This is a genomic window from Desulfitobacterium sp. PCE1 (assembly GCF_000384015.1).
Lineage (GTDB): Bacteria > Bacillota > Desulfitobacteriia > Desulfitobacteriales > Desulfitobacteriaceae > Desulfitobacterium > Desulfitobacterium dehalogenans.
The window spans coordinates 3435107-3448206 of record NZ_KB913023.1; the positions used below are offsets into that span (position 1 = coordinate 3435107).

17 protein-coding genes are annotated in these 13100 nt (G+C 47.9%); all 17 read right to left on the reverse strand.

Features of this window, described 5'->3' with window-relative positions; genetic code table 11:
- Positions 1–3 precede the first annotated feature (3 nt).
- Complete coding sequence (gene flhB / locus DESPCE1_RS0117175; protein WP_019851136.1) at positions 4–1056, reverse strand: flagellar biosynthesis protein FlhB; 1053 nt, start codon at positions 1054–1056, stop codon at positions 4–6.
- Positions 1053–1835: a flagellar biosynthetic protein FliR gene (gene fliR, locus DESPCE1_RS0117180; RefSeq protein WP_014795268.1), complete on the reverse strand. Its 783-nt coding sequence runs from the start codon at positions 1833–1835 to the stop codon at positions 1053–1055. Before fliR ends, flhB begins: the two co-directional genes overlap by 4 nt.
- Before the next feature lie 18 nt (positions 1836–1853).
- Complete coding sequence (gene fliQ / locus DESPCE1_RS0117185; protein WP_014795269.1) at positions 1854–2126, reverse strand: flagellar biosynthesis protein FliQ; 273 nt, start codon at positions 2124–2126, stop codon at positions 1854–1856.
- 17 nt (positions 2127–2143) lie between these two features.
- Positions 2144–2923, reverse strand: a complete 780-nt coding sequence (gene fliP, locus DESPCE1_RS0117190) for a flagellar type III secretion system pore protein FliP (protein WP_019851137.1) — start codon at positions 2921–2923, stop codon at positions 2144–2146.
- Positions 2920–3405, reverse strand: a complete 486-nt coding sequence (fliO, locus tag DESPCE1_RS0117195; protein WP_019851138.1) for a flagellar biosynthetic protein FliO — start codon at positions 3403–3405, stop codon at positions 2920–2922. Before fliO ends, fliP begins: the two co-directional genes overlap by 4 nt.
- 1 nt (position 3406) lies before the next feature.
- Complete coding sequence (locus DESPCE1_RS0117200) at positions 3407–3769, reverse strand: response regulator (RefSeq protein WP_014795272.1); 363 nt, start codon at positions 3767–3769, stop codon at positions 3407–3409.
- A gap of 53 nt (positions 3770–3822) precedes the next feature.
- A complete protein-coding gene (gene fliY / locus DESPCE1_RS0117205; RefSeq protein WP_019851139.1) occupies positions 3823–5103 on the reverse strand; it encodes a flagellar motor switch phosphatase FliY in 1281 nt (426 codons plus the stop codon).
- Entirely contained in the window at positions 5096–6091 is a 996-nt protein-coding gene (fliM, locus tag DESPCE1_RS0117210) for a flagellar motor switch protein FliM (protein WP_014795274.1), read from the reverse strand. The genes fliY and fliM overlap by 8 nt, the downstream gene beginning before the upstream one ends.
- A 108-nt stretch (positions 6092–6199) precedes the next feature.
- Positions 6200–6622 carry a flagellar basal body-associated protein FliL gene (gene fliL, locus DESPCE1_RS0117215; protein WP_014795275.1) on the reverse strand — a complete coding sequence of 141 codons (423 nt, stop codon included), beginning with the start codon at positions 6620–6622 and terminating at the stop codon, positions 6200–6202.
- Positions 6622–6834, reverse strand: coding sequence for a flagellar FlbD family protein (locus DESPCE1_RS0117220; protein ID WP_014795276.1), 213 nt, complete (start codon positions 6832–6834; stop codon positions 6622–6624). Before DESPCE1_RS0117220 ends, fliL begins: the two co-directional genes overlap by 1 nt.
- Positions 6831–7274 carry a flagellar FliJ family protein gene (locus DESPCE1_RS0117225; RefSeq protein ID WP_019851140.1) on the reverse strand — a complete coding sequence of 148 codons (444 nt, stop codon included), beginning with the start codon at positions 7272–7274 and terminating at the stop codon, positions 6831–6833. The genes DESPCE1_RS0117220 and DESPCE1_RS0117225 overlap by 4 nt, the downstream gene beginning before the upstream one ends.
- 18 nt (positions 7275–7292) lie before the next feature.
- Positions 7293–8594: a flagellar protein export ATPase FliI gene (gene fliI, locus DESPCE1_RS0117230; RefSeq protein ID WP_019851141.1), complete on the reverse strand. Its 1302-nt coding sequence runs from the start codon at positions 8592–8594 to the stop codon at positions 7293–7295.
- Positions 8578–9477 (reverse strand): FliH/SctL family protein, encoded by a 900-nt coding sequence (locus tag DESPCE1_RS0117235; protein ID WP_019851142.1) that lies wholly within the window; start codon positions 9475–9477, stop codon positions 8578–8580. The genes fliI and DESPCE1_RS0117235 overlap by 17 nt, the downstream gene beginning before the upstream one ends.
- Entirely contained in the window at positions 9461–10465 is a 1005-nt protein-coding gene (gene fliG / locus DESPCE1_RS0117240; protein WP_014795280.1) for a flagellar motor switch protein FliG, read from the reverse strand. The genes DESPCE1_RS0117235 and fliG overlap by 17 nt, the downstream gene beginning before the upstream one ends.
- Position 10466: 1 nt before the next feature.
- Positions 10467–12068, reverse strand: a complete 1602-nt coding sequence (fliF, locus tag DESPCE1_RS0117245; protein WP_028305616.1) for a flagellar basal-body MS-ring/collar protein FliF — start codon at positions 12066–12068, stop codon at positions 10467–10469.
- Positions 12069–12216: 148 nt separating this feature from the next.
- A complete protein-coding gene (fliE, locus tag DESPCE1_RS0117250; protein WP_019851143.1) occupies positions 12217–12561 on the reverse strand; it encodes a flagellar hook-basal body complex protein FliE in 345 nt (114 codons plus the stop codon).
- A gap of 7 nt (positions 12562–12568) precedes the next feature.
- A complete protein-coding gene (flgC, locus tag DESPCE1_RS0117255; protein WP_019851144.1) occupies positions 12569–13099 on the reverse strand; it encodes a flagellar basal body rod protein FlgC in 531 nt (176 codons plus the stop codon).
- Position 13100: the final 1 nt, after the last annotated feature.

Below are 13100 nucleotides of genomic sequence, written 5' to 3' on the forward strand. Positions count from 1 at the left end.
TTCTTACCCGGTATATTTCTTGCGCTTAAGCCGGTACACGAAGGCGAGGACCTCCGCCACGGCTTTATAGAGATCCGCAGGCACAGCCTGACCTATTTCCGCTTGCGCGAAAAGGGCCCGGGCCAGCGGCTTATTTTCCATCGTTACAATCCCATATTCTTTGGCCAGCTGCTTAATCCGTTGGGCGATTTCGTCGGCACCTTTGGCCACCACGACCGGGGCCGAACTTTCTTTGGGGTCATAACGCAGGGCTACAGCATAGTGGGTGGGGTTGGTCACCACCACATCGGCAGTTTTTAAATCCTGCATCATACGGCGCATGGACATGGCCCTTTGTTTTCTTTTAATCTCCCCTTTAAGCTGAGGATTCCCTTCCGTTTGCTTATATTCCTGCTTCAACTCTTCGTGGGACATCTTAAGATTTTTCTCATAATCCCACCACTGATAGAGAAAATCGATGGCCGCAATGATGAAGAAGGATAAGGCGATTTTCCAGCCCAGGTTGATGATTAATCCGCCGATAAAGACTGCCCCTTGGCCTACTGTGAAACGAGCCATTGTCGGAAAGACTTCGAAATTATCCCGGATGGTGGCGTAGAGGAAATAGCCTATAAAAGTGACTTTGAGCAGGGACTTGAGAAGTTCCACCCAGGCTTTCACCCCAAACATCCGTTTAGCGCCGCTAATCGGGCTAATTCGGCTCAATTGGGGCTTTAAGGGCTCCACAGTAAAAAGGGAGCGTACCTGAAGGTAATTGGCGCCGGTGGCGACGACAGCACCCACTACTAACAAAGGAGCTACAATCTGTATACCCAGCCAGAGAAGATCCACCATCAGGCTGGAAATGGAGCGGGCCGTCCATTCAGTAGAGAGCCCATAGACATAAGGAAAGATTTGGGTAACCTTTTCCACCATGGTGGGTACATAGTACTTTAACAGCCCAATAAAGCTGACCAGCATGAGTGCGGAAACCATTTCCGTACTCTTGAAGACCTGGCCTTTCTTACGTGCTTCCTGCCTTCGCCTGGGCGTGGCCTGAAACGTTTTTTCACTCATGTTCCTTGCCACCCTTTATACAACTCTAAGAGCCAGGTCATGGCCCGCCCAAAGAGCATGTTGACTGTTTCTCCAAAAAAACCGATTCCCAAAAAAAGAATGATAAAACCAAAGATGATTTTTACTGGAAAGATGACCGTAAAAATATTCATCTGGGGCACAGTGCGCATCAAGAGTCCCACACCGATATCCGTCAGAACCAACGCACCTATGACGGGGAGAGCCAGTTGTACCGACAAGGTGAAGATTTCCCGAATGAGAAAGATATAATAATTAAGTCCTTGAGGGAGAGCCCCCGGATTAATAGGGACATAAGTATAGCTCTTGACCATGGCCGCAATAAGATAATGGTGGGAGTTGGTGGCAAGGAGCAGCATAATGGCCAAAATCATTTGAAAATTACCCATCATAGCGCTTTGCACACCAAAAATCGGGTCGATGGCTCCGCTCATATTAAAGCCCATCTGCATGTCAATCAATTGACCTGCTCCTTCTAACACGGCAGTAATGGCATAAATGACAAAACCGATCACAAGGCCAACCACAATCTCTTTGATTAATAGTGCCGCATAGGGCAGTGTTTCGCTGGGAATCTGCGGTCCGCCGGCCATGATGATCGGATAGAGGATGAGCGAAATACTTACCGCCAAGCCCAACTTGACCATGGCAGGAACTCCGCGGGCTCCAAACACCGGGGCCAGCATAATCATGCCTGCCCAACGTGAGAGAATAAGGAGGAACAACGTGAGATTCCATTGCAAAAATTCTGCTAAGCCCATGTCACTCCTCCGAGATGATTAATATTTACCAAAAATAGCCAGATCGTTAAAGAGATTGGTAGTAAAACCTGTAATCACATTAAGCATCCACGGGCCCAATAAAAGCATGACAAGAGCGATGGCCAGGATTTTGGGAATAAAGGTGAGGGTCTGCTCTTGAATCTGAGTCATGGCCTGAAACACACTGACCATTAAACCCACAAGCAAGCTCACACCCAGTACAGGACCCCCAATCATCAAGGCTGTCATCAAGGCTTCTTTGGCCAGATAAAGTACGTCACTTTGATTCATCAATACACATCCTTAGGTTAGTAGAAGCTTGTGACAAGTGACTGGACTACAAGATGCCAACCGTCCACCAAAACAAACAAAAGAATCTTAAAGGGCAATGAAACCATCATGGGGGGAAGCATCATCATACCCATGGACATGAGAACAGAAGCCACCAACATATCGATCACCATAAAGGGGATAAAGATTGCAAAGCCCATCTGAAAAGCTGTCTTTAACTCACTGATTACAAAAGCAGGAATGAGGACATAGGTGGGGATATCCCCATAAGTCTGAGGCTGTTCCATTCTGGCCAGACCGACGAAAAGCTTGAGATCTTTTTCCCGGGTCTGCTCAAACATAAATTGCCTTAAAGGGGCTTCCGCTTGCTGCAGAGCTTCTGCCTGAGTCATTTGATTTTGCATATAGGGCTGAAGAGCCTGGGTATTGATCTCATTCCAAGTGGGTGCCATGACGAAAAAGGTTAAAAATAATGAAAGCCCAATAATCACCTGATTCGGCGGCAGCTGCTGTGTACCAAGGGCATTGCGTACAAAGGAGAGCACAATAATCGTCCGGGTAAAAGAGGTCATCAGAACAAGAATCGCCGGAGCGATGGAGAGTATGGTCAATAAAAGCAGGATTTGCAGGGTTGAACTGGTTTGCTCAGCCGTTGTCGTCCCGAAATCAAGGGTTAATCCTGCGGCCAAAACTGAATCCGTATTCACCAGTATTCCGCCCAAAATCAAGAAGAACAGCAGCAAAGCTTTTAGGTTTCGCTTCTTTGCTGAACCCAATGCCTTCACGGTGGCTATCATTGGTCCACCTCCTCAAGCAAACGTTCAAGCTCATCGGCAAAGGGTTCTTTCCCCCGGCGCCGTTTACCGCCAAAGGTGCGCTGGGCAATTCCGGATAGAATGCCCTCCACACGCTCAGTGGGCCGGTGGGCAAGCTCATCCAGGATCTCAGCCGCCAGCTCAGGGTCATCGATCTCATCGATCTTCGTCAAATGATGATCCGTTCCCCCCAGGATCTGGAGCTTTCCCGCAATTTCCACCAGATAGAGAGATTGGCTGGTATTGAGCATTTGCCGATCCAGAACTCTCGCCCAAGGCGCCTGCATGCCCCGGAAAGAAGCCTGGTTCATTTTGCGGATGACCCATAAAGCAACCACCAGAATAAGGAGAAAGACAAGAATCGTCCCTATGATCCCCCCCCAGTAGGAAGGATCGGCTCCTGACAGATCTGCGGAAGCAGGAATTGTGTCTGGATAGGGCGTGGTATTATCTATTTTTGGCATTTTACTTCAGCGCCTTTTTTACAGCCTCAACCACCCGATCTGCTTGGAAGGGTTTCACAATAAAGTCCTTGGCGCCGGATTGAATGGCATCGATAACCATCGCTTGCTGGCCCATGGCACTGCACATAATGATCTTGGCTTGAGGGTCGCGCTTGCGAATCTCACGAACGGCCTGTAGTCCATCCATCTCAGGCATGGTGATATCCATGATGACCAAATCTGGAGTCAGCTCAGCAAATTTATCGACGGCCACAGCCCCATTCTCAGCCTCGCCAACCACTGTGAAGCCGTTCTTTGTTAAGATATCCTTGACCATCATCCGCATAAATGCAGCATCATCAACAATTAAAACATTAGCACCCACAATTTTTCCTCCTTAATAAAAACGGAATAAATCTTAATCTTTCCTGAATTCTTCTAAAGTCCAATGGCCTTAGTCATACGTTCACTGGGCTGTATAATATCCGTAATGCGTATCCCAAAGGTCTCATTGATGACCACAACTTCACATTTTGCCACAAGCTTACCATTGACGATCATATCCACCGGTTCCCCAGCCAGGCGATCCAACTCAATAACCGATCCGGGTCCTAATTCAAGGATTTCCTTGATGGTTTTCTTAGCTTTCCCTAACTCTACACTGACCTGTAAGGGGACATCCAGAATAAGCTCGAGATTCTCTTGCCCGTGAATGGGATCAGCAGGCCTTAAGGGGACGAATTGAGCCGGTTGTACCGATGTCGGGGGAGCCCCATATCCTGAAGCGTAGTAACCTCCTTGATTTTGTCCATAGGCAGGTCCGCCATATCCTTGTTGTTGCTGAGGATACTCCGGCTGAGGCTGAGGTATGTAAGGAACTTGAGGAGGTTGGTTTCCATAGGCTCCTTGTGGTGACGGCATAGAAGGACCGGGGATTGGTGCCGTGGGTTGGGCATAGCCGGTGTTGGGCGCCTGGGGTTGTTCCACCCGAGGAGGAGGAGTGAGCTTTGCTTCTGGTTTGGAACCGGTTCCACCCATTGTTCCGAGAAGCTTATTAACCATTCCCTTCGCCACATGAATCGGAATCACTTGAACTAAAATGCTGTCAATGACATCTTCCACGACCATCCTAAAGGAAATTCTGACGAGTTCTTCGTGGGATTGGAGCACATTGGTAATGATATCATCATCTTTGGGAGACATATCATTTAAGACTAACTGGGGTGGGGTGATATCCACGACGGAATTAAACATGGTAGACATGGAGGTCGCCGCCGAACCCATCATCTGATTCATAGCTTCGGCAATACCGCTGATTCCAAGCTCTGAGAGTTCTGAAGGCGGGTTTTCACCTGTTCCTCCCATCATCAGATCCACAATGACTGCCCCATCCCGTTGGGAGAGAATGAGAAGATTAGATCCTTCAATCCCCGCTTTATACCGGACATCGACGATGACCGAGGGAATCGGATAATCCTTGCGGATTTGCTCCGCACTTGCCATATCCACCTTGGGGGTGGTGATTTCAACTTTCTTTCCCAAGAGCTGGGAAAGGGTTGTCGCTGCAGTTCCCATGGAGATATTGGCTATTTCTCCTATGGCATCCTTTTCCATATCGCTAAACTCTACTTTGGGTTCATTTTCCGCTGGGGGATCCGTCTCAAGATTCCCTCCCAGCAGGGCATCGATTTCTTCCTGGGAAAGCATCCCGTTACCCATCCTGATCCCTTCCTTCCTCAACGATTTCTGTTATTTGAACAGCGAGATGTTCCCCATGCAGACCAGGAATTCCTTTAAACTTTCTAAAATTCCCAACGTAAACAGGGAGCGCTTCTTTAACGTTTTGCATCAGCGGGATAACATCCCCTGGTGCCAATTCCAAGAGGTCACGAACTAAAATCTCCGAATGTCCCAGCATGGTGGTCATATCCACTTTCGCCCATTCAATTTTCCTGCGAATAGCGTTGACCTGTTCTTTCGAGGTTACTTTGGACTGAGTAGAAAAAAGGAATAATGTACTGAGTTTATCCAAGACAGGCTCCAGTACCAGATAAGGCAGGCACATATTGACCATTCCTACCATTTCGCCGACCTTAACCTCTAAGGTGACAAGGATAATCATTTCATTGGGCGCAACAATCTGAGTAAACTGAGGATTGGTTTCTAAGACCATATATTCCGGCTCAGTAGGAAGAACCTCAGTCCAAGCCTCCCCAATTAAGGTAATCATCTGTTCCGCTCGATGGGAAATGATCGTCCGTTCAATCTCTGTCAGATCCCGATTCTTCTCCGAACCTTGTCCTTGCCCGCCCAGCAGCCGGTCAATGATAGCAAAGGCCAGTGCCGGACTCATCTCCATCAGAAGAGTCCCTTCCAAGGGATTCAGAGCATATAAACTGAGGATTGTCGGATTAGGCAGGGAACGAATAAACTCATCATAGGTTATTTGCTCAATGGAGCTCACCTTAGTCTCAATAATAGAATGAAGATGTCCCGATAAGTAAGTCGTCAATGACCGGCAATAATTCTCATAAATATTCTGGAGGGAGTGAATCTGATCTTTGGAGAATTTGTTCGGTCGTCTAAAATCGTAAACTCGGACTTTCTTTTGTACTTTTGTTGTTTTAATTTCCTCAGCATCCACTTGTCCATCAGAAAGCGCGTTCAGTAAGGCATCAATTTCTTCCTGTGACAATACCTCTCCCATAAGATCCCCCCTCTCCAAACATTCTTATTTTTATGTTTTTATATTAAAGCAGTTAGGTTATAAATCATAGTATTTTTCGCTGGTGAGCAGCATTTCCGGGGTAAGTATTTACTGATAAACAAAGGATAAGAAGAAAATGCTCTGAACCTGATTGCCTGTTACTTCATTAAGTTGGTTAATCAGCTCGAATTTCAGATCTTCACGAACCTCTGGTTGCATATCCTCTAGTGTTTTACTGGAAAGAACGGTATTAATCCGGTCCTTGATAAAGGCATCCTTGGCCGTGATCGCTGCTTCCGATTTTTCGTTCATCCCTTCGAGTGCTATAGCAGTCTTAAGGAAGGCTCCTCCCCGGAGATTGACGGTAAATTCTCCAACAGGTATCACCGGGCCTTCTTCCTTTTTTATTACTCCTTGATGTGTAGGGCTTTCTGAGAAGAATATTTTCTGGGCACCCAGTGTTCCAACGACACCAATAGTAGATCCCAAAAATCCCGCGATAAAAATTGTAATAATTAACTTACGGTCCATTACTCTGATATCTCCCCTTCTTCCCGAAATAACGGATGACAATGCCTCTTATATTCCGTCACTCTGCGAATGAGCTCCTCTGTTGTTTCAGTGACAACGTATTTATTTCCTCCCGTTAAGGTAATAACCGTATCCGGGGTTGCTTCCATGCTTTCGATCAGGTCTGAATTAAGAACCAACCTTTTGCCATTGATGCGGGTGACTTCGATCATAAGCTATTCCTCCGTCCAAAAATTATTTGGCCTGCTTCATCCAGGACAGCTTGTTCACGCCGCTGTTCCTTAAGGTTGAATACTACCCTTTGTTTTTCCTTCAATTTCTTCAACTTCTCGGCATCCTGATGGGCTTCAAGGAGCCTTTGCCGCTGCTGAGCGACCACCCACTCCTGTTGGGAAACTTCCTTTTCTATTTGCCGTAGAAGTTCAATTTGCTTTTGACTAAAAATCTGCCATAGACTTAGATCCTGAGGCGAGGTTCTGCACGCCTCCTCTTGACCTTGCAAAGCAAACTGCCACACTTTTTCCTGGTTTTGACAGGCCTTTTGGAGAGAGGACAGCTTTTGGATTTCCTGAGCAAGGAGCCGCTGCTGTTCTTCGAGGCTGCGTTCGGCGAGCCTAAGAGCTGCTTCGAGGCGAAATCTGAATTTGGCCAATCGGATCGCCTCCTTATCTTACATAAGGGCCTGATGAAGTTGCTGGATCATTTCGTCGAAGGAGACTTTCTCCTCCACGTCCTGACGGAGGAAACCATTGATTCCTTCTATATGCTGGATTGCGGCATCGATACGGGGGTTGCTCCCTGCCACATAGGCTCCGATGTCAATTAAATCCTTAGCATCATGATAGATAGCAAGATGCTCCCGGAGTTTTCCGGCCAGCTCTTTATGTTCCGGTGAGATAATATCATTCATGACCCGGCTTACGGATTGGAGCGTATCAATGGCCGGATAATGGTTCTGCATGGCTAATTCCCGGGTTAGGACGATATGTCCGTCCAGGATTCCACGGACTGTATCGGCGATAGGTTCGTTATGATCGTCCCCATCCACAAGGACTGTGTAAATCCCTGTAATGCTTCCGACCTCGCTCATGCCGGAGCGCTCAAGAAGTTTGGGCAGCAAAGCAAATACTGAAGGCGGATAGCCACGGGTTGCCGGCGGTTCCCCGGTGGTCAACCCCACTTCCCGTTGAGCCATGGCAAAGCGGGTCACGGAATCCATCATTAAGAGTACATCCTGGCCTTGATCCCGGAAGTATTCGGCGATGGCCGTGGCTGTGAAAGCAGCCTTGAGGCGAACCAAGGCGGGTTGGTCAGAGGTTGCTACCACGAGTACGGAACGCTCTAAGCCCTCTTCGCCGAGATCCTTCTCGATAAAGTCCCGAAGTTCTCTTCCCCGTTCTCCAACCAGAGCAATGACATTCACATCAGCTGTGGTATTCCTTGCCATCATTCCCAGCAGGGTACTTTTACCCACTCCTGAACCAGCGAAAATCCCAATTCTCTGTCCTCTGCCAATGGTTAGCATCCCATCCACCGTGCGAACCCCCACACTGAGAGGGTCGCGAATTCTTGGTCTTAGAAAAGCACTGGGAGGAGAATTTTGCAATGGATAATCCTTATGAGTAACCATAGGACGCCCATCCAAAGGCCGGCCCAGTCCATCGAGAATTCTACCCAGAAGGGCCTGCCCGACTCCGACTTCCAGCTTATGTTGTTGAGGAACCACCCGATCCCCCGGAGCGATTCCTTCTAATTCAGCTAGAGGCATCAGCAGGGTGGTGGAATTGCGAAAGCCTACCACTTCAGCCGGAATTTCTTTTCCCTGCTGGGTATGGATCTTACAGTATTCTCCCACACTGACACGAGGACCGTCGGATTCAATCATCAGCCCCACGATTTTGGCCACCCGGCCATGAGAGACGATCAAATCCAAATCATCTATTCTATGAAGCAGATTATTCCAATCGGTCATGCCTTAGCTCCTCTCTCAGGAGTTGTTCACAGCGTTCCAGCTGAGCCTCTACACGAGCATCAAAAATACCTTCGGTGCATTCGAGGAAACAGTCTCCAGAGGTTAAGGTTTGATCCTCCAAAAGGGGGATGTTGATTTCTTCTGAACATTGGGAGAGCCACTGGTAGTCCGCGGTGGATACATGGAGCTTCCACCCCTCCCGCTCTTCGGGGAGCAGGGACAGGGCACGAATACGCTGAAGCAACTGCTTGGGGTGCTCCAGAATATGGACACGAAGAATTCTCTCAGCAACCTTCAAAGCCATCTGGAGCAGTGTTCCATCCACTTTACTCCATTCCTCATGAGCAGCCCTTTGAGCAAGGGCAAGGATGTTCCGGGCTTCTATCTTCATCTGTTCAGCTTCCTGTTTTCCCTGAGCTATGCCTTCCTGAAGCCCTTGGGCTAATCCCTGGGCGAGCCCTTCTTCATAAGCCTGGTGAGAGACTTCCTCGCGAAGCTTCAGAGCAGCTTCTTCCCCTTCCACTCGTGCTCTTTCCAGAATCTTAACGGTTTCTTCCTGGGCCTTTTCAAGTTCTGTTTGAGCCTGAGCACGGAGGGCTTCAGCCTCGGCAAGGGTTTCCTTAGCTCTGGCTTCCTGCTCAAGTCGAGCCTTTGTCAAGGCTTCGTCTTCGTCATGGATCGCGGCGGCTGAAGGTTCCCATTTTTCCTCCCCTTCAAGCCGGGGAAATTCCTCTCCCTGAGATAGACTTTCATTCCGATCACGAACTACGGAAAGACGATTGCTTAGGAATTGAAAGACCTCCGTCTGAGATTCCACGATACAGGGCATGCTGACCTCTACGGTATGGCTTTTGACCACTCTCGACCTAGTATATAATCTCATCACTGCCACCTCTTGAAATGACGATTGCACCTGTTTCCTCGAGTCGGCGAATTACTTTAACGATACGCTGTTGGGCTTCTTCTACATCTCTTAAGCGGACTGGACCCATAAATTCCATATCCTCCCGCAAGTTTTGGGATGCCCGGGATGACATATTGGCCATGATCTTTTGTCCCACTTCCGGATTGGAGCCCTTAAGGGAAAGGGCCAGGTCTTTCATATCCACTTCACGAAGCACCAGCTGAATTCCCCGGTCATCCAGCATAACAATGTCTTCAAAGACAAACATCTGACGTTTAACCTGTTCAGCCAGTTCGGGATCATCCACTTCCAGAGAATCCATGACTACCTTCAAGGTGCTGGGATCGCTGCGGTTAAGAATATCCACCACACTTTGAATCCCACCGGATGTGGTGTAATCCGTAGGAGCGAGACTGGATATTTTGCGTTCAAGTATCTTCTCAATCTCTTTTAAGACCTCAGGACTTGTTCTTCCCATTAAGGCAATCCGCTTGGTTACATCCGCTTGTCTTTCCTGGGGTAGGCTTGATAAGAGAATGGCCGCTTTATCCGGCGGTAAATGAGTCATAATCAGGGCGATGGTTTGGGGATGCTCTCCTTGGATAAAAGAAAGCAATTGTTTGGGGTCTGTGCGTCGTACTAAATCAAAAGGACGCATCTTCAAGGAAGAAGAGAGACGTGTGATGATCTCAAAGGCCCGCTGCTCACCGAGTGCCCGCTCCAAAACCTCCCGGGCGTAATCAATACCACCCTGAGCGATATAATCATTGGCCACACACATCTGATAAAACTCGTCTATGACCTTATCCCGCTGTTCTGATGAAATCTTACGTACATTGGCCATTTCCAGCGTCAGCTGTTCGATTTCATTCTCCGCTAAATGCTGTACCACCTTCGCTGATTTTTCTGGCCCTAATGCAATCATAAGGATGGCCGTTTTCTGAATTCCAGTAAGCTGCTGGGTCATCTTACTTTTCCTCCGCTAACCAAGTTTTAACAAGACGTGCCACTTCATCAGGATTATTCTGCACATAGATATCCACAGATTCCTTGATCTTCTGGCGCTGAATTTCTTCAGCAGACTTCTGCTTTTGTTGGGCAAGCTTAAGCTCGACTTCCCTCTCAGCTTCCTGCTGAGCAAGAAGAAGCTCTTCGGCTGCTGCCAGTGGAACAGGCTGAAGCTCTTGACCAAGCCCCATGGACTCTGAATCTTGCTTGCGTTTGGAGCGCATACGGAAAAGAACCAATATGAACCCTAAGGCTAAAAGTGCCCCTACACCCCATTCGATATAGGTACGCATTTGTTCTTTACGAGCTGCTTCCGCCAATGCCTGCTCTTGCTCCAGGGCACCTGTCTTATCAAAAGGCAAAGCAGCCACTTGAATCTCATCTCCGCGATTACGATCAATTCCGGCAGCGGAAGCGACGATGGCTTCGATCTGCTCTATCTGATCTTCACTTATGCTGTCAGCATCCAGGAGCACGGAAACAGTGAGGCGTCCGATGTCTCCTTGGTTTTTAATCCGTTGTTCCTGGGTCGTATCCACTTGATGATTAATAGTGTCCGAAGTTTTTTCGGAGGATGAAGTAATCCATGTCCCGTCCGGCGCCAAATAGCCCGGCACATTGGTGTTGACTCCCGGAGCTGTTCCTCCGGGTGAGGTATTGGTCGTCGTTTCTGTGGTATGGGATTCACTGAGCACTGCGCCGGGACCATGAGTTACAGTGTCTGTAGTAACTTGATCAAAGTTTAAGGTGGCATTAGCCCTGACGATGGTTTTTCCTGCACTAAATGCTTTATCCAACATACTTTGCACAGATTTACGAATATTTTCCTCTGTAAGCTGCTTAAGCTGAATTTGGGTAGCGGTCATTTTTCCCGGCTGACTGTCTTCGTTCAGAACATCGGAAAGAGTATTTCCATTGGAATCCACGATGGTCACATTTTCAAATTTTAAACCCTTCACCGAAGCGGCCAATAAATTGGCGATCCCCCGGATCTGATCTTCACTAATGGAGCTGCCTTCTTTAAGGGTCAGAGTTACTGCTGCCCTAGTATCTTCCTGTTGCTCAATAAACAAGGTCTCTTCAGGTATGACCAAATGGACCCGGGCGTCCTTGACACTGCTTAAGGTCTTCAGGGTGGTCTCCAGCTCAGTTTGTAAACCGAGGTTGTAACGCAGCCGCCGGTCGGATTCCGTCTCCCCGACGCGCGTCTTGTCTAAGCTCTCACTCCAGCTAAACTGGCTCCCCTTAGGCAGACCTGCATTAGCCAGCTTCAGGCGAATCGCCGCCGCCTCTTTTTCAGGAACCAAAATAGCAGAACCATTACTTCCTAATTTATAATTAACCTTCAAGTCTTCTAATTCCGAAGTGATTTCTCCGGCTTTGATATCTGTCAATTCCGTAAAAATGGCTACATAGCTGGGGTGGCTTGCCCAATAAAGCAATGATATCAGTGCAATTGCTACTGCCAGAGGAGCGGCAACGGTAATGACCTTCTGTGGGCGAGAGAGTTTGCCCCAAAATTCAAGAATTGATTTTTTGATTTCAGCCCACGAAAAATTCAACATCGCTCCTCCTTTCCTCAAACATTAATTATCCGTTAATAGAACCCTCATAAATAGATAATATTTTTATATATTAACTCATCTTAGACCCCAAATTTCCTTCATGGAAAACCGTATTAACATATGTACATAAATTAATGTACATAGATTATATTTGCATCCTCATGACTTCATGATAGGCATCTAAAGCCCGATTGCGAACTTCCACAGTTAAGGATAACGAAAGACCGGCCTTCTCTATAGCAAGCACCGCAGTATGAAGATCCTGAATTTGTCCGGTGGCTAAGCCGAGACTGGCCACATCGGCTTCCTTTTGAAGATTGTCTACTTTATGAAGGGCTTCCTGCAAAAACTGCCTAAAATCAGCCCCCACTTTACCTGCCCCGGCAGGAACTTGAGACCCTTTATCCCCGACAGGATTATTCTCCTGGATGGAATTCATGGTTTGGTTCATCATTAAAGGATTGACAGGAACAATTGGATTAATAGCCATGGATTAATCACCCCTTCCCAATCTCAAGAGCTCTGCTCATCATGGATTTGGAAGCGTTCAATGCTGTAACATTGGCTTCATAGGCCCGAGAAGCCGAAATCATATCCACCATTTCGGTAACGATATTCACATTGGGCAAGCGCACATAACCGGCGGGAATCCCGTCTTCAGGAGTTTGCGCGGCATCCGGGGATTCCGGATTATACTCAAATCGAAATGGCAAGGTATCTCCGGCAATCGCCTGAACTTCTACACCGTTGCCGGTGGCACCCTGAGTGGATTGCCCCTGAAGTAAAGCAGCGGAACTTACATTTCTGCCCTGCAAAGCTTGATTCAAAGTCTCAGCAAAACTTGACTCCGTACCCCTTGCTTTAAACACAACCATCTGACGCTGATAAGGGATTTGGTTTCCTGCTTCGGTTACCTGTCCTGTTCGTGTGGTATTGATATTGGCAATATTATTGGATATGACGTCCAGGCGCAACCGCTGAGCGGTTAATCCTGAAGCACTAATATCCATCGACCCGAAAATACCCATG

What these genes read in the sequence shown, in the direction of transcription:
- flhB (WP_019851136.1), bottom strand. Translation starts at nt 1,056, where the DNA reads ATGAGTGAAAAAACGTTTCAGGCCACGCCCAGGCGAAGGCAGGAAGCA.
- fliR (WP_014795268.1), bottom strand. Translation starts at nt 1,835, where the DNA reads ATGGGCTTAGCAGAATTTTTGCAATGGAATCTCACGTTGTTCCTCCTT.
- fliQ (WP_014795269.1), bottom strand. Translation starts at nt 2,126, where the DNA reads ATGAATCAAAGTGACGTACTTTATCTGGCCAAAGAAGCCTTGATGACA.
- fliP (WP_019851137.1), bottom strand. Translation starts at nt 2,923, where the DNA reads ATGATAGCCACCGTGAAGGCATTGGGTTCAGCAAAGAAGCGAAACCTA.
- fliO (WP_019851138.1), bottom strand. Translation starts at nt 3,405, where the DNA reads ATGCCAAAAATAGATAATACCACGCCCTATCCAGACACAATTCCTGCT.
- fliY (WP_019851139.1), bottom strand. Translation starts at nt 5,103, where the DNA reads ATGGGTAACGGGATGCTTTCCCAGGAAGAAATCGATGCCCTGCTGGGA.
- fliM (WP_014795274.1), bottom strand. Translation starts at nt 6,091, where the DNA reads ATGGGAGAGGTATTGTCACAGGAAGAAATTGATGCCTTACTGAACGCG.
- fliL (WP_014795275.1), bottom strand. Translation starts at nt 6,622, where the DNA reads ATGGACCGTAAGTTAATTATTACAATTTTTATCGCGGGATTTTTGGGA.
- DESPCE1_RS0117220 (WP_014795276.1), bottom strand. Translation starts at nt 6,834, where the DNA reads ATGATCGAAGTCACCCGCATCAATGGCAAAAGGTTGGTTCTTAATTCA.
- fliI (WP_019851141.1), bottom strand. Translation starts at nt 8,594, where the DNA reads ATGACCGATTGGAATAATCTGCTTCATAGAATAGATGATTTGGATTTG.
- DESPCE1_RS0117235 (WP_019851142.1), bottom strand. Translation starts at nt 9,477, where the DNA reads ATGAGATTATATACTAGGTCGAGAGTGGTCAAAAGCCATACCGTAGAG.
- fliG (WP_014795280.1), bottom strand. Translation starts at nt 10,465, where the DNA reads ATGACCCAGCAGCTTACTGGAATTCAGAAAACGGCCATCCTTATGATT.
- fliE (WP_019851143.1), bottom strand. Translation starts at nt 12,561, where the DNA reads ATGGCTATTAATCCAATTGTTCCTGTCAATCCTTTAATGATGAACCAA.
- flgC (WP_019851144.1), bottom strand. Translation starts at nt 13,099, where the DNA reads ATGGGTATTTTCGGGTCGATGGATATTAGTGCTTCAGGATTAACCGCT.